Below are 23,657 nucleotides of genomic sequence, written 5' to 3' on the forward strand. Positions count from 1 at the left end.
CTTCTGTGCCTATAGAACAAACACCAATAGTGCCGAGGCGGCGTTCATTTTTTCCATTCGGGCCCAGACCCAGCTAGGGAGCTTAGCCGCCCCCCACCACATGGATACGCCGGACGAAGGAATGTATGGACCTTCAGCCAGTGATATATGGGAGGGTTAGCGACCATGTGCGATGTGGGTGATTTCCAAGAGCACGGTCATACACTAATTTACCAACAAATTCCTGTCTGGACAGATGGAAGGATTCTGTACTGGATCAAATTGTTATAGATAACAATTTATGTTTCCGTGAGGTGGGAACGCACCTATCTGGTGATCATTGATAGGATAGAAATACGGAGAAAACAAGAGCATGTGGGAGAATAATTAATTACAAAGAGGGAGGAAAGATGGATGTTAAAAGAGTTGCTGCTTGTCGAATTTTTAAAAACAAGGCGTTTGAGGTTATGGCTGTTAGTTCTAATCGGACCTGTATTGGGTGTCTTTTTTGCCCTTGGGAATTTCTTATTCATGAATGAGGGTGATAACGGTTGGCTGGAAGCCTGGACTCAAGTTCAGATCTTTTACTCACCGCTCATATTTCCAATTTTGACGGGCGTATACGCTGCACTTGTCTGTAGAACCGAATACATTGGTAAAGGATGGAAGCAGTTACTTTCGTTTCCTGTTAAACGATATCAGGTGTATCTCTCTAAGCTTATTTTAGTTTGCCTATTACTGTTATTTACACAATTACTGCTATTGTTGTTTTATGTTGGAGCAGGAACAGTGGTTGGCATATCCAATTACATTCCATGGATAAGTTTATTCGGTTTTATTGCGAAGGGATGGCTGGCTTCTCTGCCGCTTGCTGCTATACAAATCTTATCTTCTATTTATTGGCGAAGTTTTGGGGCTCCTTTGGCATTAAATATTGGATTGTCATTACCAGCGTTGCTTATTGCGAATTCTTCTTTTGGACAATATTACCCATGGGCGCAACCAATGCTGGCCATGTCCCCGGCAGATGAGTCACCTATCCAATCCTACTTGATGTTTTATATCCTTGTGCTGGGATTATTCATTGTAATTTCTTTGACGGGGGCAGTAATATTTAAAAAACAAGATTTTGCGTGAAGGAACAATGAATCAAAAGCACAGTAGAAAAATTAAAAAATAAGGGAGACTTAGACAGATTATACGGCAAACGAGAGAGAAAAACTATCACAAAACACATGACATATGAAAAATTTAAGAAAGGAGACAGGACGACACCGCGTTCTTCCCAGGACGCATTGATATTCAAATCATCGGGGTGGGAATGGACAAAAAAAGAAATCATAACGTCATTGGACGACTGCCTGGCCAAACAGGATCAACCCAAAGGCAGCATGTTGATCTGATCAATCATGGAAAGTGTATTCTATACAAAGAGCCGGGCGGTGCGCCGGGTCTCAAGTCCAGGAGGAGTATTAGAGGCATGGTTAAGATGCATCAGACGCTGCAATCACCACGCTTCCTCAGGTCTCCCGCTCTTTTTACACCTTCTCGAACTTCTTTCATGTTTTCAGGAACGTTTACATTTCTTCCTTCCGCCCAGTCAATAAAGTCCCGGCGTTCCTTTTCACTGTCAAAGTGGACCTTCATCGGATTGATTGTTGGAATAAGCAGAGCTTGATCCTTTTTATCCCGGCACATACGGATACCACCTTTCACGCCATACTGCGTTAGAGAGTTTCCTTATACGGCAGAAATAATGAACGGCGTTCTTATTATTTTAAATAAAGCACCTCATCGATGGATACCCCTGTTATGTCAGCGATTGTTTCGACATCCATGTCTTTTTTCAGCATTTTCTCAGCGATTTCTTTTTTCACCTTTTGATTTTCCATGTATTTACCCACATCCATACCTTTTACATATCCCTGTACCCTGCATGAAATCTCGAGTTCTTCTAGTGCTTCTTTTAGTGCTTCTTCCAGCTTTTCTTCCATATAATTCACCTCTCCCTGCATTTTTTTCGAAGGAGTAAGGGGCAGATATAAGTTCCAAAAATTGTTCCACTTTTGTTCAGGAACTTTTGTTCTCCTTAAGGATAGCTGTTCCATCCGGGAAAAGCAAGGCATTTTTTCTTTTTTCAAAAAAATAAAAGACGGCGGAAGTCAGCCGGCACCAGATTCTTATTTCGGAATGATTTCCGTCATTAGTTTGGCAGGTATTAGATAACAACCATGTTTTTCATTCATCCATCCATACAATACTCCTTTACATGCAGTAACTAATGCTCCAGGGGTGGGCGTGATTTGATTGAAATTAATCCTTTTTCCGAATCCATTCAGCATAGTAATTCCAGGTAGTAAACGTAACAAAATATACGATGACAGGTATCAAAGCATAGTCGCTGTATGGGGATGGGAGAAACAGCAGTAAAAATATTGTGATGATAAAAAGGGGTGGCATCAATATCCAGTAGCGCTTGTTTTTAAAATGGTTCATCATCCATCCTCCCTGTGAATTCTTTTAATCCATGACACTGCCATTTATCCCTGTGGTCTAAGGGTTTCTGAGTTCAACGGAGACGTCGCTTGCTTCTTCGGCGGCGACTTGTATATCAAACGAGCCGTCTGTGATGAATCCCTGGATCTGCATGGTTCCGTCCCGGGAGTCGGAGATTTCCTGTTCCCATAATACCTGGTCCTCTGTTTCAGCAGACAAGGTGATGGTTCCTTCGCCAACCGATGCTGTATAGGGAATGAAAAGCGTTCCTCCTCTTTCAGTTGTCCCGACTTCCGTTACATTATAATTTCCCCGGAGCGTACCAATGGATACTGTAACGGCACCGTTTGTCATCCTCTTGCTGGCATTTACGGTTACATTATCAGCATAAAAGTACAGAATTGCCGTTACTCCGATGGCGAGAAGAAAAGTGAATACCGACGCTGTGATGAAAAATACCTTCATGTTGATATGTTGTCGTATAAGACGGTTCAATTTGTTGACGAGTCGAAAAAAAGCAGGAAATAACACAGCCCCGGAAAGCACAGCCACCCAATGAACGGGAGAGAGCACAGCTATAATGAGTATCGCTATGTACCCTGCTATAAACATCCAATAACTTATGTGCGAAACGGTGCTGCTCTTATCCGGTTTACCAAAAATCAGTTCTATCACTCTTTGCAAAAAATCCCTCCCATTTTCTCTCCAAAAGCTCGTGTTCTCAAAAGATATGAACCAAAGGAAATAATAACACATAAAAGGAAATAGGAGGGAGAGATGTAGGATTGGATTAGGAGGGAAGTTTCTGCTCTTTGTCAGCAAAAACAAGCTCTATCAGCAAGAGGAACAATGATACGACGGCTGCGATGAGCAGGCTGCTTGTTTGGTTGAGCCCGGTTATGGCGCCTATGGTGTGAAACGCAAAAATCCGTGTAAGCAGTACTACCACATGATGCAGCATAGCGGGGCCCATCACGTGTTGGACGATTTTCTCAATGATACTGTCGACGGTATACCAATAGATAAAGAGACAGACGGTGACTGTCAGGATCTGTTGAAAGCTCACATCTAATGAAAATAGATGTTGAATGAATACAGAGGAGCCCAGCATAGCAAATAGAAAAAGAGCAAGCACCGCTGTTGGAAATATGGCTAGGACACACGCGATGGCCAGGGTCGAAATGATTTTTCTTTTACTACGTTTTTCTTCTTCTTTACTGCTGACTATCAGTATGGTAACGAATAAAAAGAAGAGCGCATAGACAACGGCCAGCAGTGTTATTATTGGCATAAGCAGTCTCCAGGTCTTTTATTTTTTTCACGTCTCCGATTTCGTATATCATTGATTAATAACCTTGAGCCCCTCAGTGCAAGTACCGCGGCCATCCATTATCAGAATGTTTTCTTTATGTTTGCCCTTCCACCGTCACGACGGTCATCTGGCTTTGGTTCAGAAAGCGTACCGGCAGGACGCTTGTGCCGAGGCCGCTGTCGATGTAGAGATGGCTGCCGGACGCGAATTGATACGTTCCTTTGTCATATTTCGGCAACAGTTTTTCACCTGGTGAGATGAGTCCCCCGATGATAGGAAAACGGACCTGCCCGCCGTGGGTGTGGCCGCTTAAGACAAGGTCGGCACGGGCGGCCGTTTCATCCCGGACAACAAGCGGTGCGTGGGACAAGAGAATGGTGTAATGCTCCCCATTGATGCCCTGGAACGCACTGGTTACGTTGTCGTGGTTCGTGTAATGGTCATCGATACCGGCGAGGTTGATGACGGCACCGTTCACTTCGACCTGCCTGTTCGTGTTGTCGAGGATCGTGATGCCACGTTCTTTCAGTCCCTCAAGAAGCGTTTGGGTGTGGGGGTTATCGTATTCATGATTGCCGGTGACAAAATAAATCTTCTCCGTCACGTTGGTCAAAGATCCCATCAGCTGCAGCATCGGCTCCATGCTGGACGTTCCCTTATCGACAAGATCACCGGTGACGACGATCATGTCCGGATCCGCCTTCTCTGCCGCGTTGATAAGAGCTTGGTTGTCTCCTCCAAATTGTTTATTATGTACATCGCTGATCTGGAGCATGCGGATCGATGTATCTGCCGGGATTTCCCCGGTTGTAAACGTCACATGCTCGGTGTGGAAGACGTTCGTGTCGTAATAACTTTTGGCCCCGATGGCCACGGCGGCAATGACCAGAATCAGAAGCAGCCAGCGTTTCTTTGTCATAAAAAGGACCATCCTTGTTGAAAAATAGAAAAATACCTGCGTTTATTTTATGATAGCATGAACACCTGAGATGCGGCAGACATAAAAAGAATTTCTATTTTTTTATCGGGGGTGTGGTATAATTCGGATAACTTCAAGAAGAAGGGAAGAAGAAAGATGGAAGAAATGCTGCACCGTATTCTGAATGAACTTTCTGAAGTAAGAACAAACATGTCGACGATGGAAACTGGATTGAAAGCAGACATCACAAGCACGAGGAACGAACTAAAAGAAGAGATAACGGATGTGCGTACGGAATTTAAAGATGATAATGAGAATCTACGCATGGAGCTGAAGGATGAAATAGGGAGTGCGCGTACAGAATTAAAAGAAGAAATGGGTAGTGTCCGTAACGAGTTGAAAAACGATATCACGGGTGTGCACCGCGAGTTAAAAGGTGAAATGAGCGGGATGCGTACAGAATTAAAAGATGAAATGAGCGGAATACGCACAGAATTAAAGGACGAAATAAGCGAAGTACGCATTGAATGGAAAGAAGAAATAGGATACGTGCGCACAGAATTAAAAGAAGAAATAGGCGATGTGCGTGAAGAATTAAAAGAAGGACAGCAGCGCATAGAGAAAAAACTTATGAGCATTCCGGAAAGTTATGAAAAACTTGAGGCGTTCATAGGAAGTCAGCAGCGTACGCTCGAAAAGTTATCGGAGAGGTCTCTTCATCATGAAGCAGACATCGAATACCTGAAAAGCCTCCGGACCTGATCCCCTCCGCCTCTCCCCAAAGTGCTTCTCTTTATCCTGCAGCCGAGTGTTTCTCTTTCCCGGCTTATCGTCAAGTGCTGCTTGTATCTGTTATTCTCCTCCTTCGATGGTGACCACCGTCATCTGGCTCTGATTCATAAACCTAACGGGTATTGTACTCGTGCCTAGACCTTTGTCGATGTAAATCCAGCTTCCGGAGGCGAAAAAATGCGTGCCCTGTTCATAGCTTGGAAACAGACCTTCGCCGGGGGAGACCACTCCGCCAATAAAGGGGAACCTTATCTGGCCGCCGTGGGTGTGACCACTTAAGATAAGGTCGGCGCGGGCGGCTTTTTCGTTTTGGAAGACGAGCGGAGCGTGGGAGAGCAGAAGAGTATAATACTCCTCGTCTATTCCCTGGAACGCCCGGGTCAGATTGTGGCGGTTCGTGTAATGGTCCTCGATGCCGGCAAGGTTAAAGACGGCGCCGTTTACCTCGACTTTTGTGTTCCTGTTATCCAGAACCGTGATGCCGCGTTCTTTCAGGCCGCGGAGAAAGGACTTCACCTCTGGATGCTCCCAATCATGGTTGCCAGTAACAAAATAAATGTTTTTCGTCACACCAGTCAACGCTTCCATCAGGTGCAGCATAGGTTTGATACTGGGCGTGTCTTCATCGATGAGATCACCTGTGACGGCGATCATGTCCGGCTCGGCTTCCATGGCTGCGTTGATAAGCCGTTTGTTATGCCGGCCGAACTGTTTATTATGTATGTCGCTGATCTGGAGCAGTCGGATCGATTTATCCGCCGGCAGTTTCCTGGTTCTGAACGTGATGTATTTGGTTTGGAACACGTTGGTATCGTAACAGCTTTTTCCCGCAATCGCTGCGGCAGCTGTCATCAGGATGAAAAACATCCAGCGTTTCTTTGTCATAAAAAGGACCATCCTCTTGTTGAAAAATAGGAAAATACCTGCGTTGATTTAATGATAGCATGAAAGAATGGTAGATGCTGTATGGATTGTTCTAATACCTATCAAGCTGTGATGATTCGGGTCAGTCCTGGGTACCGGTGCCGCGTAATGTTTCTTCGGTCCGCTGCACGGGTAATACGCTGAGCGGCGGAAGAAACCAAGAGAGGGAGGACACACGTATGGCATCTTATGAAACGATGGTGCAGCGTTTGGCAGAGAGGACAGAAGAGCAGAAGGTTCATGGAGTGAATGAGGTGTATAAACTCATTCCGGATCTCGACCGAAAGGGGGATCTCGATCCGCGGGTGCTTGCCAATGCACAGCATATGCCGGCGAGGGAGAATGCGGACGTTCCTTCTATTGAAACGATACGCGAGAACATGGGCCGGCCGAATCAAGATGTGACGAAAGGGTCTGTATCGGAGGAACGTATCTCGATCCCTGCCGAACATCGAACGATTCGCGCTGTGGTGTATACTCCGCAGGAAGAAGCGCCCCGTCCGGTTGTGGTGTATTTTTTTGGAGGCGGGTTCATCGGAGGCAGTGTAGAAGCCGTGGCGAATCCGTGTAAAGCACTGGCGGAGAAAGCCGGAGCGGTCGTCGTGGCAGTGGATTACCGGCTGGCTCCGGAGCACCCTTATCCGGCGGCAGTGACTGATAGTTTTGCCGCGGTGGAATGGGTGCATGCGCATGCCGGCGAACTGGGTGCGGATCAGAACCAGTTAACGGTATCCGGGGACAGTGCCGGCGGAAACCTGGCCACCGTATGTGCGCTCTTGGATAACGAACGCGGCACCAATATGATCGCGTTTCAGGCGCTGCTTTATCCGGTCGTTCATCTGACTTACGCCGAATCAAAGCATTACACATGGAGCTTGAACCGTTATCAGATTACGTATCATCCGGAGCTTGTCGAAAAGACGATCCGTGCCCTGCAGGCATTGGGACCGCTGTTTTGCTCCTCGTATCTGCAGGGAACAGACCCGGATACCCCTTATGTATCTCCGCTTGCAGCGGAGGATGTGAGCGGGATGGCTCCGGCGCTCATCTTCAGTGCCGAATATGATTTTCTCCGGCTGGAAGAGGAAGCGTACGCCGAAAAACTCGCCGCTGCCGGTGTGCCTGTCACGCGTATCCAGTACCAGGGCATGGACCACGGGTATATTGATAAAATCGGTGAATATCCGCAGGCCGAAGATACAATACATGAAATCGCCAAAGCGATGCGGAGGCTCTTTTCGTAAGAGTCTCTTTTTTCAGCCGCTTATTCTTTGACACTGTCCGCGAGAAACAGGGAGGCATCCTGTTCGTTAAATATGCCCTTTCCGTGATGGAATGTCCTGATGTCTGTGGAGGAGAAGCCGGTTTCGGTTAATAACGCTGTCAGCTCGTCATGGGAGAGTGTCTTGTGGATATGGTCATGATGATCCATCGTCTCGTCTTTATCAAAATCAACGATCAGCAGCCGGCCGCCTTGTCGTAATACGTGAAACAGCTGTCGCAGGAGGCCTGCTGCATCATGAATATGGTGGAGAACGAGGGACATGACGATGACGTCCGCTTCAAGCTCCGGCGTTTCTTTGGTGAAATCCGCGTGTTGGACATGAACGTTTGACAGGCTGCGGCGGGAAATCTTCTCCCGGGCCATATTGAGCATCGGCTCGGACGAATCAACGAGTTGCACCGAACGAACGTTACCGCTCAGCTGCAAACCAACGAGACCCGTGCCGGCACCGTACTCCAGCAAATCTTTTGAGCCTGCGTCCGGCAGTTTCTTTTTAATTTCTTCCCCGATAATCTCCGACAACTCGATTTGTTCCGGGGTATCGAAGCGTTCCGCCATCTCATCAAAAATATTCTCATCCATCGTACCATCAACTCCTATCTTGTTTTATGAGGATATTATAGACCTTCATTATCTATGATTCAACCATACTGCTTCCTGCTTTCATATAAGAGAGAATCGATAGATAAATCGGGAGAATTGATATGGAAAATGGACATATTACGGGTTTAGCGATAGAGAAATCACCGGATCGATAGATAAATCGGGAGAATTGATGCCAAAAACCGCGTCCGGTCTCTTTTTTTGTTAAAATAGAGACAATAAATGACGATGAAAGGTGAATGGCTATGAGCGATGCGTCACATGATGAGGTGCTTGAGGCTCTGGAGCAGCTCCACTCGGATATGCAGGAAGCAGATAAAAAGAGAAGGCAGCGGATGTGGAAGCAGCCCGCGTCGTATCCGTGTTCTCTGCGTGATGCGCTGACAGGAATAACGAAACAGCAGATGGATGGCATCCGCGCGGAATTGAAGTTGAGAAATATCAGCAATCTGAAGAAGGTGGATTTGGTTGAGGCGCTTGTCGAACGTATTCCACAGGCACTCCCGGATCAGCTCAGACTGCTCAGCGGCAGGCAGCTCCGTCTCCTTCAAACGGTTGATGATGATGGCAGGGTGCCGGCCGATGAGATAAATTTCTTCGAGATGCATGTACTGCTGATACGAGGGTTCGTTTTTCCGGCGGTGGAGAACAGGAATCAGGTGGTGATGATGCCAAAAGAGGTGCAAAAGGTGTTCAGAGAACATGACACAGAGGCCCTGCAGCAGAAGACGGCACGCAATGATGACATCAACCTCCTCATACAGGGCATGCTTTTCTATTACGGAGTCATGAACATATTGGAAGTACCGGAAGCGGTCAATGCGTATCTCACCGAAGAGGAACAGGTCGGTGCTTATGAGTGTTTCACCCTGATTCATAAAGTAATGCGCGAGGACATGACGATGGTGCAAAACGGTAATATTCTGGCTGATTCCGATGTAACCGATCCGCAGCAAGTCTTAAAAGAACACAAAGCACGTCCTGATCTTCCGTACTTTCCATTCACGAGACAGCAGCTCGTACAGGCCGGAGAAGACGGGGTAGGAGAAACGTCCCCTGCGGCTGACCAATTCGAACAGTTTCTAAAAGAACATTATGCCCTCGATGAAATGGAAGCCGAGGACGTTGTCTTTCACATGGAAATGATGATCAATGACGACGTGCCCATGAACGATATGCTGGAAGAGTTTCAGCAGTGGTGTGAAATACCTTCCGCGGAAGTATTGCAGATGGTCGCTAATCAGCTCACCGGGCTCAACAATGACACCCGGCAGTGGATACTGAAAGGGCATACGCCGAATGAAGCGATGCAGGGGAAATTTGGCGGCGGTAACGTCGTGCCGTTTCCAGCTGGTAAACGGGTCGGACGAAACGAGCCGTGCCCGTGCGGCAGCGGGAAAAAATATAAAAAATGCTGCGGCCGCCGGTAATGAAGGCGGAGCCGGTCCAAGTGAGAGAGGAGACAGGATGCATGCATTTGTTCGACATAGAAGAGGAAATAAATGAGGATACGTTTTCGCGCGGTATGATGTATATGGCGGAGGAACAAGTGACCAAAATCAGCGAGCCGTACCGCCACCACTTTGTTGTGGAAGTGGCCGGAAGTCTCAGTGTGGACGTGGTGCTCGATGACTCTCTGGAAGTCGTGCGCACGTTCTGCGACTGCCTTGAAAATGACGGATACTGCGAACATACCGCCGCAGCGCTGATTGCCCTCGGCGAAGAAAAAGAAGACGATGAGCCGGTTCCGGATCCGGAAGGGCCGGATATAGAAACAGCGCTCGCGTCGTTTGATCAGGTCGATTTAAGAAATCTGCTGCGCAGCGCTGCCTCGGACGATCCGGAAATCAGAAGCCGCATTTTCGCGCTTTTTCATCAAAACAAAGAACCCCTCGTTTCCGCTCAAAAACAGGTACAGGCTTATATCGATGCTGAAATGCAGGATGGAAGCATCGCCGCCGCGGACGTTCCCACGGCACTTGAAGGAGCGCATCAGGTGCTTGAAAAAGTAGAGGAACATGCAGCGGAAGGCAGGCTTGAAGAAGCGGTGCAGCGCTCACTTGTCGTCCTCGGCACCGTCGTCGATGCGCTGGATTCCTTCGACGAAACAGCCGGAGAGCCGGCGGTTGTTATCAACAACAGCCTCGAGCTTCTGAAACAGGCCGCGGCTGCTGCTTCAAGCGCACTACCGGAAGACGCGAAGCAGCGGATCCATGACGCTGTCACCACCGAGGCAGAAGAGCCCCGCTACGAAGGGAGAAACAAGTGGCGTAACGCGCTGCTGGAGACACGCATCTATGTAAGGGTTGAGCAGGAATGAAGCATAAATCGGAAGAATCGATAGAGAAAACGTAAGAATCGATAAATAAAATGACAGAATCGATGCCGTAAATTAGTAATTCCTGTGAGAATCGATAGAGAAATCACCGAATCGATACAGAAATAGCGGGAATCGATAGAGAAACGAAGATGGCTGATGGAAAAAAGACGCTTTTTTGATTGCAGGGGTTCATAGTACATAGAAAAAAGAGCCATTGGGAGGCTCTTTTTTCTATAGTAGTCGGTGAATGAAGAATTCGATGGATAAAAAACGCTGCACAACCATGGCAGTCTAAAACGCAGGGTAGTTATTTTTCTTTTAACCGTATAATGTCTTTGAACGGAAGTCCTGTTATTTCTGCAATGAGAGGAACGTCCATATCTTTTTTCAGCATGGCCGATGCCGTTTCGATTTTGTTTATTTCTTTTCCTTGCTTTTTTCCCTGCTCCAACCCTTGCTCCAACCCTTTATCCAGCCCTTCTTTTTCATAGGACACCATAATCTCCACTACTTTGTCTCCTTCCGGCTTTCTCATCATCTTCACCTCTTCTTTTAGTAATTGTTCCTCGGACGAAGTCAGTTTTACATAAGTTTCGAAAAAACCGGTCAAATGTGTAAAACAGGCTGGGGAGGACCGTTCGGCACTCTCACCGAATGTGGCATTTACAGTCGAAATCCGTTTATTCAAATTGCTATGCTGTTCTCATTATACCCCATTATCAAAAGTCATGCAGCGGTCAGTGGCTTATAGAAGTGATAGAGAACGGATCAGTTTCCATATTTCAAAATCTGCATAAGAATTTTCTTGTTTTGAAACTTTTGCCCCGCTGAAATTTCTCTAATTGGTGAAAGGGGGGAGAGAAGAAATGAATCATGATACAGGACTGGTTCAACAAGTCATGAATGGAGAGGAAGAAGCTTTTGAAAGTCTGCTTCAATCCGAAAGTGAAAAACTGTATTTTATTGCGATGTCTTATGTACAAAACAAGGATGATGCCCTCGATGCTATTCAAGAGGCAGCATGCCAGGCATTTTTGTCTATTCATCAGTTGAAAAAACCTGAGTTCTTTTCTACGTGGCTCGTGAGGATTCTTATCCGGGAATGCTATAAAATTTTAAAGAAAACGCAGAAAACAATTCCCTTTGAGGAAGAAAAGTTTGAGGAGAGGATGGCTGACTCCTTTAAGGGAACAACCAGGCGGGAAGCACGTCTTGCCGAAGCGGTGGATAAGCTCGAACATTCCCAGCAAACGGCAATTTTACTGTTTTATTACCATGACCTCCCGATCAAACAAATTGCAGAAGTGATGGAGAAACCGGAGGGAACGGTGAAAACGTACTTACGCAGAGGGAAAGATAGGCTGAAAAAACAAATAGAAAGGGGAGAGTGCAGAAATGAAGAATGGGCCTGATAAGCATAATGAAATGGACTTTCCTAAAGAAGAAGTATTTGCAGCTATTTCGAAAGGAATGCAGAAAGGAAAAAGCAGAAAGGAAAACAAGCAGCACACAACTATAGAAAAACCTCCCATGTCGAAAACGGTGAAGGGTAAAATACTTTACATGGCGGGTGCCGCAGCTGTTTTCATTGCTTTATTTATGGGAACTGCCTATTTTTCACCGGCGTTTGCGAGTGCCGTTTCAAATATCCCGCTTGTCGGTTCTATCTTTAGTGATAACGGGAGACCCGGATTGGAACAGGCCAGTGAGAAGGAGTTGACAAATGCGATTGGTGAAACCCAGACCATTGATGGGACATCTATTACAATGAAGGAAGTATTGTATGATAACTCACGATTGACGATTAGTTATTTTCTAGAGTCCGAGGATGCTATTGGGGAACACTACTTTTCAGGAGATTCTTTCCGATATAAAATAAACGGAGAATTTCCGGACGGCAGTTCCGGCGGTCACCAGGCCACAACTCTTTCACCAACCTCACGAACAGGGATAATGGAGTTTAATATAGGAAATGAAGCTCCTGATCAATTTAACTTTGAGCTATTCATGGAAGCAGATAATGGGAAAGAATGGGAATTTTCTTTTCCTGTAGAAACGATAGAAGGCTTAAAGACTTTTGCGGTAAATCATAACCAAACGGCGGGAAACATTGATTTACATGTTTCCGACATGTCGATCAGTTCATCTGGTATCAGTTTGAATTATAAAACAGTTTCACCGGCACCCGAAAGTGGCCGTATCGGCCGCATCCCGGCACAGTACCTTGAATTTCACATAACCGATGAGAATGGAGAAGAAGTCACCTCGTATTCGGGCGGCAGCTCAGGAACAAAGAAAAACGGCAGCATTCATTTAACGGGTAATAAGTTATTTGATCCCATCGGAGAAAATGTTCAACAATTAACGATAACACCTTACCTCAAGTTACCGAGTGATGGAGGAGGGGTGAAACTGGAGCAGGATGGAAATAAAACTGCGTTAAATGGAGATATCAGCGAACTTAAAAATGTAGAGTTTGACCCGTTTACGGTGGAAGCACCTTAGAATACTGCACCCTGATTGCTGCTCTAACAATTGGGGTGCGTGTTGTATATATTACGGCGAAAAATTGTATGGAGGCGTCGAAATGAACGGGAAACTCAGGACACTTGTTACTGGAAAAAAAGACGCTGCGCAAGACAGCAGCTGTCCATATTTCATCTTTATTTGTCTTTTAACCGCAGAATATCTTCGGGCGGGAGTCCTGTGATTTCTGCAATGAGATGAACGTCCATATCCTTTTTAAGCATGGCCGATGCCGTTTCGATTTTGTTAATTTCTTTTCCCTGCTTTTTTCCTTGTTCCAACCCTTCTTTCTCATAGGACACCATAATCTCCATGACTTTGTCTCCTTCCGGCTTTCTCATCATTTTCACCTCTTCTTTTAGTAATGTTTCCTCGGACGAAGTCAGTTTTAAATAAGTTTCGAAAAAACCGGTTAACAGGGTGGTGTGCGCTCGATCGATATGCATGTGCACCATCATACGCAGAAATTCTTTTTTAACCTGTACTTTCTCTTTTTCATTATACCCCATTTTGGAAAGTAATGCAGCGGCTGCCGGGTTACCTGTGTGGATAAATTGTCTCCAGTTTTGCTGTTTTAACTGGATCATAAGAAATTGAAAGTGGAGCACGTCGTGAAAGGGGAAGCGGATGGTGAATGTATCGGTTTCGCTTCGTTTCTGATCATAGGTGAAAAGGGCAATCGGCAGAATGCGGCAGCGGTATTTCTCGTACAGTCGGCCGTAATAAATAAACATGCGTTCGTTGAAATCGGGCTGGAGATAGCTTTGGGATTCGGTGTGGATAATGATGACGGTTTCTTCCTCTTTCAATTTCGTTATTGCGAGGACATCCACCTTGTATTTCTCTCCCTGGGTCACATCGCTGAACACTTCTTCCGGTAAAAACTGGATTTCCGAAAAGTCAACGGCTTCGTGCACCTTTGGAAAAAACAACGCGATAAATTCTTCAAAATAAGTGGTCAGGATTTCCTTAAACAAGCGGTCGTGGTCAATCGTCATAAACCCCTCCTTCATCAAGAACGTTTGTTCCTTTATAGAATACACGTTCCTGTCTGAAAAAGCAAGTACGATTTATGTGCTGCGATGGAAGCAATACGAGGGAGAATCGATAGAGAAAATATGAGAATCGATAGAGAAATACCCGAATCGATACAGAAATCGCGGGAATCGATAGGGAAACGCTGGCACCTGAGCGGAACACCCACTCCTCCCGCTCCCAAAAAAAGAAAGGAGCCGCAGCCCCTTACTGATATACTTCGGTCATCCATTCAACGATACCTTTGCCGTGTTCGAAGCGGAGGTCTTCGACGTTGTGGTGCCCGATAATATGTCCGTCTTTGATGGCGATGACGTCGTCGAGAATGCCTTCGATTTCCTTAATTTCGTGGGTGGTGATGAGCACGATTTGGTTTTCAATGTCGATAAAGGAAATCAGGCTTTTTACGATGGAATCGCGCACCATCGGGTCGAGGCCGGAGAGCGGCTCATCCATGAGCAGCACCGGCACGTTTCTCGATAAGGTGAGCACGATTTTCAGACGGCCGCGGTTTCCTTTAGACAGGGTTTTGACTTTGCTGCTGCGCTCCAGATTCATGAACGACAGCATTTCATCCGCTTTTTTCGTGTCAAAGTCCGGAAACTGCGAGGCGTGAAAATCAATCATGCCGCCGACTGTGAAAAAGGGGTAATAGTCGTCGAGTTCGGACAGGTAGGCGACCCGGTCCGCTATCCGGCGCGTGGCTTTTTTTCCATCGACGTTGACGTGCCCTCTTGTCGGATGGTTCAGCCCGGCAATCAGTTTCAGCGTAGTCGACTTTCCGCTTCCGTTTTCTCCGACGAGTCCAATGATTTTGCCTGGTTCCAGCGTCAGGTCTACTGCGTCGAGCGCTTTTTTTCCGTGGTACCGTTTAGTTACTCCCTGCAATTCAATCATGATTCATTCTCCTCCTCTAAAAACTCCTGGATTCCGTGTTGAATTTCCTGTGCTTCATATCCCATATCCTTCATGACCCGGACGAAAGACGCGATTTCCTCCCGCTTCAGCCGTTCACGCATCGACTGGAGGATGGCGGGGTCTTCTGTCACAAATGTTCCCTGTCCTCTCCGGCTTTCTGCGATGCCCGACTGCTCGAGAATCTGATAGGTGCGCTGCACCGTGTTCGGATTGACATTCGACTGCACGCTCGTCTCCCGAACCGACGGAAGTTTTTCCCCGGGCTGCAGTTCGCCGCGCAGAATCCGGCGGTTGATCCGATCCGCCAGCTGCATGTAAATCGGCGTATTCGATTCGAATTCCTGACTCATAGGCTACACCTCAACTTTTCGATCCAGAATCCAGGCGGACAGTATAAATAATACGACGGTTAAGAGAATGTCCAGCACATAAGAACCGATATAAATCACAGGTGTTTCTATCTGAAGAAATGAGAAATTAACCCAGAAGAATAGATTTTCCATATTTATGGATCCCCACTCTGAAATGGCTGCATAGAACGCCGTGCCGCCTAACCAGCCAAAAGCACTGAGAGCGGCGATGGCAATAATTACTGTAAAACATACGCTGACAATTGTCGGCATAACTTTTTTCATCAACAGAAAAACCATCCAGAAAAAGAGAAGAGCCATACTTGTATAAATTGAATACAATACGATATGAATGCTTAGAAACGCAGCTGCGCTCACTGCAAGATTCCAGCCGTTTGGAATAGCATTCCACTGCACCTGCGTCACTGTTACGAAAGCAATCACAACAAGAAAAGCCATAACAATAACTTGATAAATTACACCGGACGTCATCTTTGCTAGAAGAAGGCTGACTGCCGACCGCTTGTGATGCAGCCACAAATGAAGCCGTTTTGTCTCCGCCGTCATGCTGAAAATAAAATAAAAACTAAGATAAAGGCTCATTAAAAGAAAAGCCACGCCACTGAATATGAATAATGTTTCATTCAACACCTCGTTCCGGCCCCCAATATAAGAGGCAACCCCGCCGATAAATAATAGAGCGCCAACGACAATCCAAAACGCCGGTAACCCGAGACGCAGTTCTTTTTTCAACAAATTTCCCCAATCCTGCATGTTTTCTCTCTCCTTTTTCCTTTGTGTTAGTGTTCTAGTTATATAGTACACTAATACTTGTAGATGGTCAATGGAGAAAATCATAAAACCTGGAAATCCACGAAAAAAAGCGCCCGATGGTTGGAGACATCGGGCGCGTGCAGGGAAAATAACTTTTTACAGATCGGAGTGGTTCCGGATCCGGCTCATGCCGTAAGCGGCGAGAAAAATGATAAACATCGAGATAAACGAGTACACGTACCGCCAGTTCAGCAATTGATAAATATCGATCCAATGGAGAAACGGCAGTCCGGCAAACGCAATTAGGGCGGAGAGAACAATGCCCCGCAGAATAATGGAGCGGGAAGGGAAGAGTTGAATTGCAAACATCACAAGTACCGGAATAAAGATAAAATCCCAGGGTATGTAATTGTGGATGATTGGGATCACATCATAATGGTAATCGTATAAGCCAAGATAATGTCCCGCCGTATCGAGCGTGGCAGAGCAGACAGCGGCGGTCAGTCCGGCCATGAGAAGGCTGACCCGGTTTTTCTTCTCATAAAAAAAGACCCATGCCGCAATCGCTATAATGGTGACAAGTACGCCGAACCACCAATGCCAGTCGAATAAGACATACTCTTTCCATATTTCCAACGCCTGCCTGTGAACCTGCACGATCTCGTTATTGATGTCAACGGATAATTCTTTATATCCCGGCATTGTCAGACCTCCGCTTCCTATACCGTGCGCATTCTTATGCTTAGTATGAACAGAATCTCTTGTTTTATTCTTGTACTTTCTATAAAGAAGTATCTGCAGCTGTGTGGACACTATCATCGAGAAATAAAGCCGTAGTGTCTACGGATCATCGTTTAGTGGACACTGGGCTGCTTAAATCAGAAGTTAGTGGGCACCGGTAGAAACCAATGGACACTAACTGCCGGCGCCGGAAGTCCTAGTGTCCCCGGATTCCACTTCCATGGACACTAAGTAAGCTGCCCGGTGATGTAGTGTCCACGGAACCGACGCGTCCCGAAGCAACTGCAGCTGGTTCACTTTTAAGCAAAAAAAGAACCGGAGATCCCGGTTCAAACAAACGCCGCTGTTTATTCAGTTATTATGTCACCGGTCCGCCGGCTGTACCAGTCCTTCATATCCCCTGCGGCATCGACGGGAATGTCGTCGATGTCGGTATGTTTGACCGGATTGGAGCGGTTGATTGTTACCATTGTCGAGAGGCCGGCTGGTTTCTGGAGAATGCCGCGTTTGAAAGTCATTTCCGACACTTTTTCCCTCTTTGTCACAAACAGAAAGGTGGTCCAGCCGCCTTTTCTCCACTGGATGCATTCGTCATGGACGGCGTAACGGGTGTGGGCGAAATCGAGCAGACGCGAGATGATAACGAGAACGAGCAGCACCGCCGACAGTGCCCACCACGGAACATGGATATCAAATGGCGACGGCTCGAAGTAAAAGAGAAGCCCGGTTGCGATCAGCCAGAACCAGCTCGGCCGGAGGAACCGGACGAAAAGCGAGCGGCGCGGCAGTGGAGTCATGGCATCGGTGATGGAGAAAACGGGCAGGATGTCTTCGATTAATCCGGCGGCGCGGGCAGTGGACATGTACGGATACAGCGACGTGATGTTCTCGGTTCCGCCTGTGGCATTTGCTCCGCCGGCGCTGATCAGTCTCATCTCTGTCATGCCGAGCCATCGGTTAATGGGCGGCTGCCGGTACTCCACCGCCTGCACTCTGCTTTTCTGCACAGAAAACGATGACGTCTGAAAAAATCCTTTCGTGATGTAGATCCGTTCGTCATCGGATGCGATTTCATAGCGGCCGTACTGAAGAATGGTTTTCACGGCGCCGAAGATAACCGCAGCCGACGCGAATAATACCGCAATCAAGGTGATTTTCCACCAGGCATCGACGAGAGCAGATACAAAGCCGCTTTCCATCATCCGCGTGAAGGTGTCGGTGGAGTCGACGTTCGACACGAGAGAAAAAATCACCGGTATCAAGGCAAAAAAGCTCAGGGACAAAAACGATGCTTTGATATGATCTTTCATTCCTGGTCGGAAATGAACGGTTTTCGCAGGAGGGGCGGACGATTCCATCTCTGCACTGTCTTCTGCGGCATCCGTTTCTGTCTCCTCAGTTTCTGCCTCCGCTTCCTGCTGCTTAATGAAATCCTCGAGCCGGTCCGCTTCCGCCGGCGGCAGGGCCCGGAATGTGACAGAATCATCGTTGTCCTCCATGCTCGTTTCAAACGTAATCGACGTCATGCCGAGCAGCCGGTGGAGCCAGGACGTGTGACGCTGCACGTTCTGGATTTTGGAAAAAGGAACCGTCCGTCTTGATTTCGCGAAAAGTCCTTTGTACAACTGGAACGCTCCGGTATCGAGCTTATACGTATGAGTGAACCATTTATAGACATACGATAAAGCGGTAAGTCCGATGATGCCGATAAATATGTAACGGGCGTAGGTGTAGAAGGCGTCGTTGGAACCAGCGTTGAACACAAACAGGTAAACCCCGATCAGAATCATGTTGCGGATCAGGTTTTTCAGCTGAAACACGAGCACAAGCGGGTGGTAGCGTTTGGCCTGTGTCATTCTTCCACCTCCTTGATTTTCGCATAACGCGCGATGAGGTTCCGCACGTCGATGGCGGTATCTTCCGGAAGCGCCGGGATTTCATGCTCGGAGTTCAACGTTTTGATCGTCAGCGTCAGCAGTCCGTATTTCCGAAGAAACGGCCCTTGTTTCGTTGCTATCGACTGAATTTTTGTCATCGGCACGATGTGATGCACTTCTCTTATCGCGCCGCGCTTCAGCTGGAGAAATTCGTCATTTACATCGTACCGCCAGACCCTGTACGTAAGCCACGGGCTGATAAACACGGACCAGACTGCGCTTAGAACGACAAGAACAACAAGTCCGATGAGAATCCAGTTTACCCATTGCGGCCACGAGAACCGCTGATCGAGGTAGTACAGCACCCCGAGAACAGCAACATTGATGAATTGTTCGATAATACTGGTGATGACCCAGACGCGGACCGCTTTTTTCGAAAGCCGGCGCTCCGGTTGCTGCAGGGATGATTCCAAGATGCAGACCTCCTTTTCGTTCTGTCATATGGTACGAACACACCCGGGCTTTCGTTTCTTATGATTTTTCCAAAAATGGAAGTCGGGCGTTCATCTCTATGATAAGATGGCAGTATCATCATACAGGAATTATGAAGGCAGGGAAAGACATGAAACGATGTATTCTGCTGCTCATGCTCGTCATGACAGCCTGTTCCGGTGGAGAAGAGACGTTGAATCCGATCAATGACGAACTGCGTGTTGCAGCATATGAACGGTTCAGCGAAAATCTGCAGAATAACAATGGAATGACAAAAGAACGAGCAGAGAAGGAAGCTTTCGATTATCTCGTGCAGCGGGTTGCGGTCGTTAATAGAGCACAGGAGGTCGGAATAGAAGTCACAGAGGAAGAAGCGATGGAGATGTCAAATAATGTGAGGGAGAAACTGGAAAATGGAAAAATAGATAATGCGGAATCCACATTGAAAGATATCCGTAACACCATGGAAGCAGAGAATCTCACCGAAACGAAGTACTGGGAGGAATATGCAAAAAACGGCTATAAGGAAACGCTCATGATCGATAAGCTGAAAACATACGAAGAAGAAAACGCACTCAAACCCTGGAGCGTGCGGAAAAAAGAAATTGTGAAAGCATTTAAATCCAACGAATCGGGGCGAATCGAAAGCTTCCGGGAAAAAGTCGGACTGCCGTAATGGCCAAACCGCTTTTCCCGGTTGTTTTGATGGAAAGAAAAGCGTGCGTCTCCGGAAGAAAAAACTTTACAGCATAAACACGCCAACCGATTGCCTCTGGAAATACGATGATAACGAGAAATTACAACATATTAAGGCAGTCAACTTTGCGGAATGTCGACCCTTGTAAACTCCCCTTCATAGGAGAAAAGCGTGCCAATCAAAGGGTTTTCAACAACGACTTTTATTTCAAACGCTTGATGTTTCTCATTAAAACTCTCGGTAACGGAGGCTGCGCCCTGGAAAGGTTTTGGAATAGGAATTTCCATTTTCCCGAGTACCAACCGCTGCCGCTCTGATGTGATATGTAAGCCGCCGTCTCGTGAAACAGCAAACGATAAATCGGAATAGACGATGGGGGGTTCTCCCAAATAATCCTTGATTATATTTCGTTTCTTATCAAGGCTCATGACAGCATGGAAGTACCTTTTGTTTTTCTCAAAATGAAAGATTCTTTCCCAATAGATTTCCTCCTGCCCATCATTACCTGTCCTACGGATGTTCCTTATCGTAAAAGGAATATGTTCCCCGCGTTCCGGAAACAGCAGTTTCCACCTGCCTCCTAGTGTAAACAAGGGAAGTAACCATTTTGGACCTCCCTCTATGGTCCGCATCACGCCCTGCCCTTCAAAACGACTGCCATCCAGTAACTCGTATCTTCGCTGCAGTGCTGGATGTAATCGATGAAATTCGTCTCCCAGAACCCGTTTGTAAATCGTCATCTAAAGCTCCTTATTTCTTTCTTTTACAGTTGGCGGCAGTTGGCAGTTCTGCAGCACTGATGACATACCCTATCATCGATAGAACAAATAACGCCAGATTGAAGGTGAAAGGGTTAAATGGATCAACGAGAGAACGTGGATCAGCCAGCACGGCAGAAAGAGTGAGAAGTGGTAAAAGAATCATCTGCAGAAAAAATAAATGCCGTTTTTTTCTATAAAACAGCCATATCAATCCAAATACAACCTCTCCCATTCCTATGATCAGCACCGCCCATAAGCTTTGCGTATTCGCAAGGGGAAGAGAAGCCTGGACCATCTCCATTTCATCCGGGTGCCTGTAAATGAGTTTAGGAATAAGACCATGGTACAACCATATAAAGAAGAAAAAGAAACTCAGGATCCAGTGACTAAAGAACCTTACATATTGAGAAGCCGGTGTCTCTCCTTGTTCCAACCATTTTTTTAACACATCAAAACTAAGGGCGGTTCCCCATCCCATCAATGGCCGGAAAATAAAATGGTCGATCCAATCCCCGATGCGGCCGAATCCAGGGGTATAATCATACTGTGTTAAAAAAGTGATCGTATCATCATGTTTGGGTTGGTACTTCCAATATCCCTTTCCCTCACGGATAGGGGAAATGGGTTGGCCGGTTCCAAAATGCAGCGACGATGTGCGTGAACCGTCTTCTGCGTGAAACCTGCCGGCACTTTTTCCCCATCCCTCTACGGCTGTAAAGCCCATCTTTGTTTTATATGAAAATAATTGCGGCTCCGATTCCTTTTTGGGTACATACGTAATAGAAGAAAATCTAAGATCCCACTGCGCATGCAAAACTGGATCCTGGCTGGCTTCCCATAACGCGTCCATGTTCGTATGTATCGGTATCTCAACATAAATAGGATTATTCTTCATATCTTTCTCACATCCAATACAGTATCCTTTACGTGGCAGCCTGCCATAACCATTTGTTTCTTCCTGTATCCATTATATAGCATGCAGCTTCCAAGAACGAATAAAAACAGGATATTTTTGAAATTTCATAACAAACAGGTAAAATAGGAAGTAACAAAGCTATGGAAATGGCGTGTTGAAAGTTTGCGGAGGTTCCGGCGGAGTGAAAAAGCGGAAGCTGCTTGAACGGAAATGACATCTTACGGCATCTTTCATATTGCTCCGGTGCTGAACGAAGCAGCGCAGCAGGAAGCGGCCGCGTGGGTCGAAGAGGAGTAATAACAAGTGCGTCACTATTTTTACAAAGAAAGAAGACAAACGCTGCCAAAAGGTCTCCCTGTTATATTGTCCTGGACGATTGGAATACCTGCTGCTATCATCACTTCACGCATAGGAATCGATTACGGGCTGGGAAGAGACATCGAATGGTTGTCCTATGTGCCTCTGTTCCTCGGCACAGCCGCCGCAGGGTTGGTGTTTGCCGGGCCGCTGCATTATGCTGTTCATCATTTGAAAAAAAATGAATAGAACAGCGTCTTTCTAAAAAAAGTTCCGTGGACACTACTCAGCCCGGCAGCATACGTAGTGTCCACGGAAGCGGCGTCGAGGGATACTAAGGTTCCCTGCACCAGTAGATAGTGTCCACTTTATTCGGCCGGCGCCCACTAATTCCTGATTGGAACGGCGTAGTATCCACCAGATGACTATCCGTGGACGCTATTCGTTTATTTATCACCGGCAGTGTCCACGGCCGGATGAACGACAGCTCAACGCATCCCGTAAAAACCATTCATCCATATAAAAAGACTGCCGCAGCAGTCTTCTTGTATTACGATTAAAATTCTTCATACACAGCCGGGTCGCCGTCGAAGATGCGGCCGTCGTCACGGGTGAGCTCGTTGATTGTCTGCATGTCTTCGTCTTCGAGGGTGAAATCAAAGAGACTGATATTTTCCAGCTGGCGCTCGGGGGATGTGGAGCGCGGGATCGGCACCGCCCCAATCTGAAGGTGCCAGCGCAGAATAATCTGTGACACGGTTTTGCCGTGTTTGCCGGCAATGCCCTGCAGGGTTTCGTTATTTATCACATCTTTGGCCTGATACAGCGGGCTCCACGATTCTGTGATAATGCCGTTGTCGTCATGATACTTCCGCTGTTCCTGCTGATTGAAAAACGGATGCAGTTCCACCTGGTTCACCGCAGGCAGCACGCCGGTTTCCTGTTTCAGACGGTCGAGATGCTCCGGGAGAAAGTTGGACACACCGATGGAGCGGATGAGTCCCCATTTCTGTGCATCGATCAGTGCCTGCCAGGCTTCAACGTACGTATCCTGACTCGGATTCGGCCAATGAATGAGGTACAGGTCGTAATAATCGAGACCGGCGCGGTACAGGGATTCCTGAATAGTGACCAGCGCTTTATCGTAGCTGTGGTACCGGCCCGGAAGCTTTGATGTAATGAACAGTTCCTCGCGCGGGACGGACGTGCGTGTGAGTGCTTCCCCGACCGTCCCTTCGTTTTCATAGTTGTACGCTGTATCAATCAGACGGTAGCCGTTGCGGATCGCGTTTGCGACAGCGCCTGCGCCCGGGTTTCCGTTCAGCATCACGGTGCCGAAGCCGACGGCGGGGATATCGTTTCCATCGTTCAGTTGAATGTAAGGAATAGCTGACATCGTACGAACGCTCCTTTTTTTCTGAATAAAAATCCATTAAAATGTTCCCCACTTCACAGGAAGCTAAACATACCCTTTTCCAGCAGTAACCAAAATAATCATTTTTCCAGTTCTTTTTCCACCACCCGTTTTCCAAAGGAACATAGAACAACGGATGCTGCCGTATACTGAGACGATGATTATAGACGAAAGCGCCGTCAGGGCACAACATAATAAGGAGAGAACACTTCTTTAAAGCGCTGCTGAA

At 47.0% G+C, this 23,657-nt stretch carries 29 protein-coding genes; 9 read left to right on the forward strand and 20 right to left on the reverse strand.

The window, feature by feature from the left end:
* Positions 1 to 393: 393 nt before the first annotated feature.
* Positions 394 to 1,116: an ABC transporter permease gene (locus tag BM124_RS08110; protein WP_093336669.1), complete on the forward strand. Its 723-nt coding sequence runs from the start codon at positions 394 to 396 to the stop codon at positions 1,114 to 1,116.
* A gap of 357 nt (positions 1,117 to 1,473) precedes the next feature.
* Here BM124_RS08110 and BM124_RS08115 read toward each other — a convergent pair whose 3' ends face one another.
* The 6 genes from BM124_RS08115 to BM124_RS08140 all read right to left on the reverse strand — a co-directional run bounded on the left by BM124_RS08115 (position 1,474) and on the right by BM124_RS08140 (position 4,706).
* The gene (locus BM124_RS08115) at positions 1,474 to 1,677 is read right to left on the reverse strand and encodes a hypothetical protein (RefSeq protein WP_093336671.1); all 204 of its coding nucleotides are present in this window, start codon (positions 1,675 to 1,677) and stop codon (positions 1,474 to 1,476) included.
* A 74-nt stretch (positions 1,678 to 1,751) separates the two neighbouring features.
* Positions 1,752 to 2,120, reverse strand: a complete 369-nt coding sequence (locus BM124_RS18885) for a hypothetical protein (protein ID WP_170841044.1) — start codon at positions 2,118 to 2,120, stop codon at positions 1,752 to 1,754.
* 172 nt (positions 2,121 to 2,292) lie between these two features.
* On the reverse strand, positions 2,293 to 2,475 hold the full coding sequence (locus BM124_RS18890; RefSeq protein WP_093336674.1) for a hypothetical protein: 183 nt from the start codon (positions 2,473 to 2,475) through the stop codon (positions 2,293 to 2,295).
* A gap of 57 nt (positions 2,476 to 2,532) precedes the next feature.
* Positions 2,533 to 3,159 (reverse strand): hypothetical protein, encoded by a 627-nt coding sequence (locus BM124_RS08130; RefSeq protein ID WP_093336675.1) that lies wholly within the window; start codon positions 3,157 to 3,159, stop codon positions 2,533 to 2,535.
* A gap of 106 nt (positions 3,160 to 3,265) precedes the next feature.
* Positions 3,266 to 3,766: a hypothetical protein gene (locus BM124_RS08135; protein WP_093336677.1), complete on the reverse strand. Its 501-nt coding sequence runs from the start codon at positions 3,764 to 3,766 to the stop codon at positions 3,266 to 3,268.
* A gap of 115 nt (positions 3,767 to 3,881) precedes the next feature.
* Positions 3,882 to 4,706, reverse strand: coding sequence for a metallophosphoesterase (locus BM124_RS08140; protein WP_093336679.1), 825 nt, complete (start codon positions 4,704 to 4,706; stop codon positions 3,882 to 3,884).
* A 156-nt stretch (positions 4,707 to 4,862) separates the two neighbouring features.
* On the opposite strand from BM124_RS08140, the gene BM124_RS08145 reads away from it, so the two are divergent.
* A complete protein-coding gene (locus tag BM124_RS08145; RefSeq protein ID WP_093336681.1) occupies positions 4,863 to 5,468 on the forward strand; it encodes a hypothetical protein in 606 nt (201 codons plus the stop codon).
* A gap of 90 nt (positions 5,469 to 5,558) precedes the next feature.
* On the opposite strand, the gene BM124_RS08150 is transcribed toward BM124_RS08145, so the two are convergent.
* A complete protein-coding gene (locus BM124_RS08150) occupies positions 5,559 to 6,383 on the reverse strand; it encodes a metallophosphoesterase (protein ID WP_170841045.1) in 825 nt (274 codons plus the stop codon).
* Between the two features lie 218 nt (positions 6,384 to 6,601).
* Between BM124_RS08150 and BM124_RS08155 the strand changes: the two genes are divergently transcribed.
* Positions 6,602 to 7,666 (forward strand): alpha/beta hydrolase, encoded by a 1,065-nt coding sequence (locus tag BM124_RS08155; protein WP_244504279.1) that lies wholly within the window; start codon positions 6,602 to 6,604, stop codon positions 7,664 to 7,666.
* 20 nt (positions 7,667 to 7,686) lie between these two features.
* Here BM124_RS08155 and BM124_RS08160 read toward each other — a convergent pair whose 3' ends face one another.
* A complete protein-coding gene (locus BM124_RS08160) occupies positions 7,687 to 8,289 on the reverse strand; it encodes a class I SAM-dependent DNA methyltransferase (protein ID WP_093336685.1) in 603 nt (200 codons plus the stop codon).
* Between the two features lie 266 nt (positions 8,290 to 8,555).
* Here BM124_RS08160 and BM124_RS08165 point away from each other — a divergent pair, with 266 nt between their 5' ends.
* Both BM124_RS08165 and BM124_RS08170 read left to right on the forward strand, forming a co-directional pair.
* Positions 8,556 to 9,740, forward strand: a complete 1,185-nt coding sequence (locus BM124_RS08165) for a YecA family protein (protein ID WP_170841046.1) — start codon at positions 8,556 to 8,558, stop codon at positions 9,738 to 9,740.
* A 41-nt stretch (positions 9,741 to 9,781) separates the two neighbouring features.
* Entirely contained in the window at positions 9,782 to 10,630 is an 849-nt protein-coding gene (locus BM124_RS08170) for an SWIM zinc finger family protein (RefSeq protein ID WP_093336688.1), read from the forward strand.
* Between the two features lie 307 nt (positions 10,631 to 10,937).
* Here BM124_RS08170 and BM124_RS08175 read toward each other — a convergent pair whose 3' ends face one another.
* A complete protein-coding gene (locus BM124_RS08175; RefSeq protein WP_170841047.1) occupies positions 10,938 to 11,240 on the reverse strand; it encodes an RpnC/YadD family protein in 303 nt (100 codons plus the stop codon).
* Positions 11,241 to 11,496: 256 nt separating this feature from the next.
* Here BM124_RS08175 and BM124_RS08180 point away from each other — a divergent pair, with 256 nt between their 5' ends.
* Both BM124_RS08180 and BM124_RS08185 read left to right on the forward strand, forming a co-directional pair.
* On the forward strand, positions 11,497 to 12,042 hold the full coding sequence (locus BM124_RS08180; RefSeq protein WP_093336692.1) for a sigma-70 family RNA polymerase sigma factor: 546 nt from the start codon (positions 11,497 to 11,499) through the stop codon (positions 12,040 to 12,042).
* Entirely contained in the window at positions 12,026 to 13,135 is a 1,110-nt protein-coding gene (locus BM124_RS08185; protein ID WP_093336694.1) for a DUF4179 domain-containing protein, read from the forward strand. The genes BM124_RS08180 and BM124_RS08185 overlap by 17 nt, the downstream gene beginning before the upstream one ends.
* Before the next feature lie 158 nt (positions 13,136 to 13,293).
* On the opposite strand, the gene BM124_RS08190 is transcribed toward BM124_RS08185, so the two are convergent.
* From BM124_RS08190 to BM124_RS08220, 8 genes are all read right to left on the reverse strand, one after another.
* Entirely contained in the window at positions 13,294 to 14,154 is an 861-nt protein-coding gene (locus BM124_RS08190; RefSeq protein WP_093336696.1) for an RpnC/YadD family protein, read from the reverse strand.
* 244 nt (positions 14,155 to 14,398) lie between these two features.
* Positions 14,399 to 15,088, reverse strand: coding sequence for an ABC transporter ATP-binding protein (locus tag BM124_RS08195; protein WP_093336698.1), 690 nt, complete (start codon positions 15,086 to 15,088; stop codon positions 14,399 to 14,401).
* The gene (locus BM124_RS08200; protein WP_093336699.1) at positions 15,085 to 15,459 is read right to left on the reverse strand and encodes a GntR family transcriptional regulator; all 375 of its coding nucleotides are present in this window, start codon (positions 15,457 to 15,459) and stop codon (positions 15,085 to 15,087) included. Before BM124_RS08200 ends, BM124_RS08195 begins: the two co-directional genes overlap by 4 nt.
* Before the next feature lie 3 nt (positions 15,460 to 15,462).
* Positions 15,463 to 16,233 (reverse strand): hypothetical protein, encoded by a 771-nt coding sequence (locus BM124_RS08205; protein WP_093336701.1) that lies wholly within the window; start codon positions 16,231 to 16,233, stop codon positions 15,463 to 15,465.
* A 156-nt stretch (positions 16,234 to 16,389) separates the two neighbouring features.
* Positions 16,390 to 16,935 (reverse strand): CBO0543 family protein, encoded by a 546-nt coding sequence (locus tag BM124_RS08210; RefSeq protein WP_093336703.1) that lies wholly within the window; start codon positions 16,933 to 16,935, stop codon positions 16,390 to 16,392.
* 213 nt (positions 16,936 to 17,148) lie between these two features.
* Positions 17,149 to 17,271, reverse strand: a complete 123-nt coding sequence (locus tag BM124_RS19500; RefSeq protein WP_280139721.1) for a hypothetical protein — start codon at positions 17,269 to 17,271, stop codon at positions 17,149 to 17,151.
* A 50-nt stretch (positions 17,272 to 17,321) separates the two neighbouring features.
* Positions 17,322 to 18,830 (reverse strand): PH domain-containing protein, encoded by a 1,509-nt coding sequence (locus BM124_RS08215; protein ID WP_093336704.1) that lies wholly within the window; start codon positions 18,828 to 18,830, stop codon positions 17,322 to 17,324.
* The gene (locus tag BM124_RS08220; RefSeq protein ID WP_093336706.1) at positions 18,827 to 19,324 is read right to left on the reverse strand and encodes a PH domain-containing protein; all 498 of its coding nucleotides are present in this window, start codon (positions 19,322 to 19,324) and stop codon (positions 18,827 to 18,829) included. Before BM124_RS08220 ends, BM124_RS08215 begins: the two co-directional genes overlap by 4 nt.
* A gap of 98 nt (positions 19,325 to 19,422) precedes the next feature.
* Here BM124_RS08220 and BM124_RS08225 point away from each other — a divergent pair, with 98 nt between their 5' ends.
* On the forward strand, positions 19,423 to 20,019 hold the full coding sequence (locus BM124_RS08225) for a SurA N-terminal domain-containing protein (RefSeq protein WP_093336707.1): 597 nt from the start codon (positions 19,423 to 19,425) through the stop codon (positions 20,017 to 20,019).
* A 140-nt stretch (positions 20,020 to 20,159) separates the two neighbouring features.
* Here BM124_RS08225 and BM124_RS08230 read toward each other — a convergent pair whose 3' ends face one another.
* Complete coding sequence (locus BM124_RS08230; protein ID WP_093336709.1) at positions 20,160 to 20,780, reverse strand: DUF4166 domain-containing protein; 621 nt, start codon at positions 20,778 to 20,780, stop codon at positions 20,160 to 20,162.
* A 10-nt stretch (positions 20,781 to 20,790) separates the two neighbouring features.
* Positions 20,791 to 21,696: a DoxX-like family protein gene (locus tag BM124_RS08235; RefSeq protein ID WP_093336711.1), complete on the reverse strand. Its 906-nt coding sequence runs from the start codon at positions 21,694 to 21,696 to the stop codon at positions 20,791 to 20,793.
* 324 nt (positions 21,697 to 22,020) lie between these two features.
* Between BM124_RS08235 and BM124_RS08245 the strand changes: the two genes are divergently transcribed.
* Complete coding sequence (locus tag BM124_RS08245; RefSeq protein WP_093336715.1) at positions 22,021 to 22,263, forward strand: hypothetical protein; 243 nt, start codon at positions 22,021 to 22,023, stop codon at positions 22,261 to 22,263.
* A 307-nt stretch (positions 22,264 to 22,570) separates the two neighbouring features.
* Here BM124_RS08245 and BM124_RS08250 read toward each other — a convergent pair whose 3' ends face one another.
* Positions 22,571 to 23,410, reverse strand: a complete 840-nt coding sequence (locus BM124_RS08250) for an aldo/keto reductase (RefSeq protein WP_093336717.1) — start codon at positions 23,408 to 23,410, stop codon at positions 22,571 to 22,573.
* Positions 23,411 to 23,657: the final 247 nt, after the last annotated feature.

This window comes from Salibacterium halotolerans (assembly GCF_900115625.1).
Classification (GTDB): domain Bacteria; phylum Bacillota; class Bacilli; order Bacillales; family Marinococcaceae; genus Salibacterium; species Salibacterium halotolerans.

Bases quoted from the DNA above. Each gene is read 5' to 3' on its own strand.
- BM124_RS08150 (WP_170841045.1), bottom strand. From the start codon at position 6,383: ATGACAAAGAAACGCTGGATGTTTTTCATCCTGATGACAGCTGCCGCA.
- BM124_RS08140 (WP_093336679.1), bottom strand. From the start codon at position 4,706: ATGACAAAGAAACGCTGGCTGCTTCTGATTCTGGTCATTGCCGCCGTG.
- BM124_RS08225 (WP_093336707.1), top strand. From the start codon at position 19,423: ATGATAAGATGGCAGTATCATCATACAGGAATTATGAAGGCAGGGAAA.
- BM124_RS18890 (WP_093336674.1), bottom strand. From the start codon at position 2,475: ATGAACCATTTTAAAAACAAGCGCTACTGGATATTGATGCCACCCCTT.
- BM124_RS08200 (WP_093336699.1), bottom strand. From the start codon at position 15,459: ATGAGTCAGGAATTCGAATCGAATACGCCGATTTACATGCAGCTGGCG.
- BM124_RS08235 (WP_093336711.1), bottom strand. From the start codon at position 21,696: ATGAAGAATAATCCTATTTATGTTGAGATACCGATACATACGAACATG.
- BM124_RS08145 (WP_093336681.1), top strand. From the start codon at position 4,863: ATGGAAGAAATGCTGCACCGTATTCTGAATGAACTTTCTGAAGTAAGA.
- BM124_RS08135 (WP_093336677.1), bottom strand. From the start codon at position 3,766: ATGCCAATAATAACACTGCTGGCCGTTGTCTATGCGCTCTTCTTTTTA.
- BM124_RS08165 (WP_170841046.1), top strand. From the start codon at position 8,556: ATGAGCGATGCGTCACATGATGAGGTGCTTGAGGCTCTGGAGCAGCTC.
- BM124_RS08155 (WP_244504279.1), top strand. From the start codon at position 6,602: ATGGCATCTTATGAAACGATGGTGCAGCGTTTGGCAGAGAGGACAGAA.
- BM124_RS08230 (WP_093336709.1), bottom strand. From the start codon at position 20,780: ATGACGATTTACAAACGGGTTCTGGGAGACGAATTTCATCGATTACAT.
- BM124_RS08170 (WP_093336688.1), top strand. From the start codon at position 9,782: ATGCATTTGTTCGACATAGAAGAGGAAATAAATGAGGATACGTTTTCG.
- BM124_RS08195 (WP_093336698.1), bottom strand. From the start codon at position 15,088: ATGATTGAATTGCAGGGAGTAACTAAACGGTACCACGGAAAAAAAGCG.
- BM124_RS08160 (WP_093336685.1), bottom strand. From the start codon at position 8,289: ATGGATGAGAATATTTTTGATGAGATGGCGGAACGCTTCGATACCCCG.
- BM124_RS08190 (WP_093336696.1), bottom strand. From the start codon at position 14,154: ATGACGATTGACCACGACCGCTTGTTTAAGGAAATCCTGACCACTTAT.
- BM124_RS08180 (WP_093336692.1), top strand. From the start codon at position 11,497: ATGAATCATGATACAGGACTGGTTCAACAAGTCATGAATGGAGAGGAA.
- BM124_RS08205 (WP_093336701.1), bottom strand. From the start codon at position 16,233: ATGCAGGATTGGGGAAATTTGTTGAAAAAAGAACTGCGTCTCGGGTTA.
- BM124_RS08215 (WP_093336704.1), bottom strand. From the start codon at position 18,830: ATGACACAGGCCAAACGCTACCACCCGCTTGTGCTCGTGTTTCAGCTG.
- BM124_RS08210 (WP_093336703.1), bottom strand. From the start codon at position 16,935: ATGCCGGGATATAAAGAATTATCCGTTGACATCAATAACGAGATCGTG.
- BM124_RS08110 (WP_093336669.1), top strand. From the start codon at position 394: ATGTTAAAAGAGTTGCTGCTTGTCGAATTTTTAAAAACAAGGCGTTTG.
- BM124_RS08185 (WP_093336694.1), top strand. From the start codon at position 12,026: ATGAAGAATGGGCCTGATAAGCATAATGAAATGGACTTTCCTAAAGAA.
- BM124_RS08115 (WP_093336671.1), bottom strand. From the start codon at position 1,677: ATGTGCCGGGATAAAAAGGATCAAGCTCTGCTTATTCCAACAATCAAT.
- BM124_RS08250 (WP_093336717.1), bottom strand. From the start codon at position 23,410: ATGTCAGCTATTCCTTACATTCAACTGAACGATGGAAACGATATCCCC.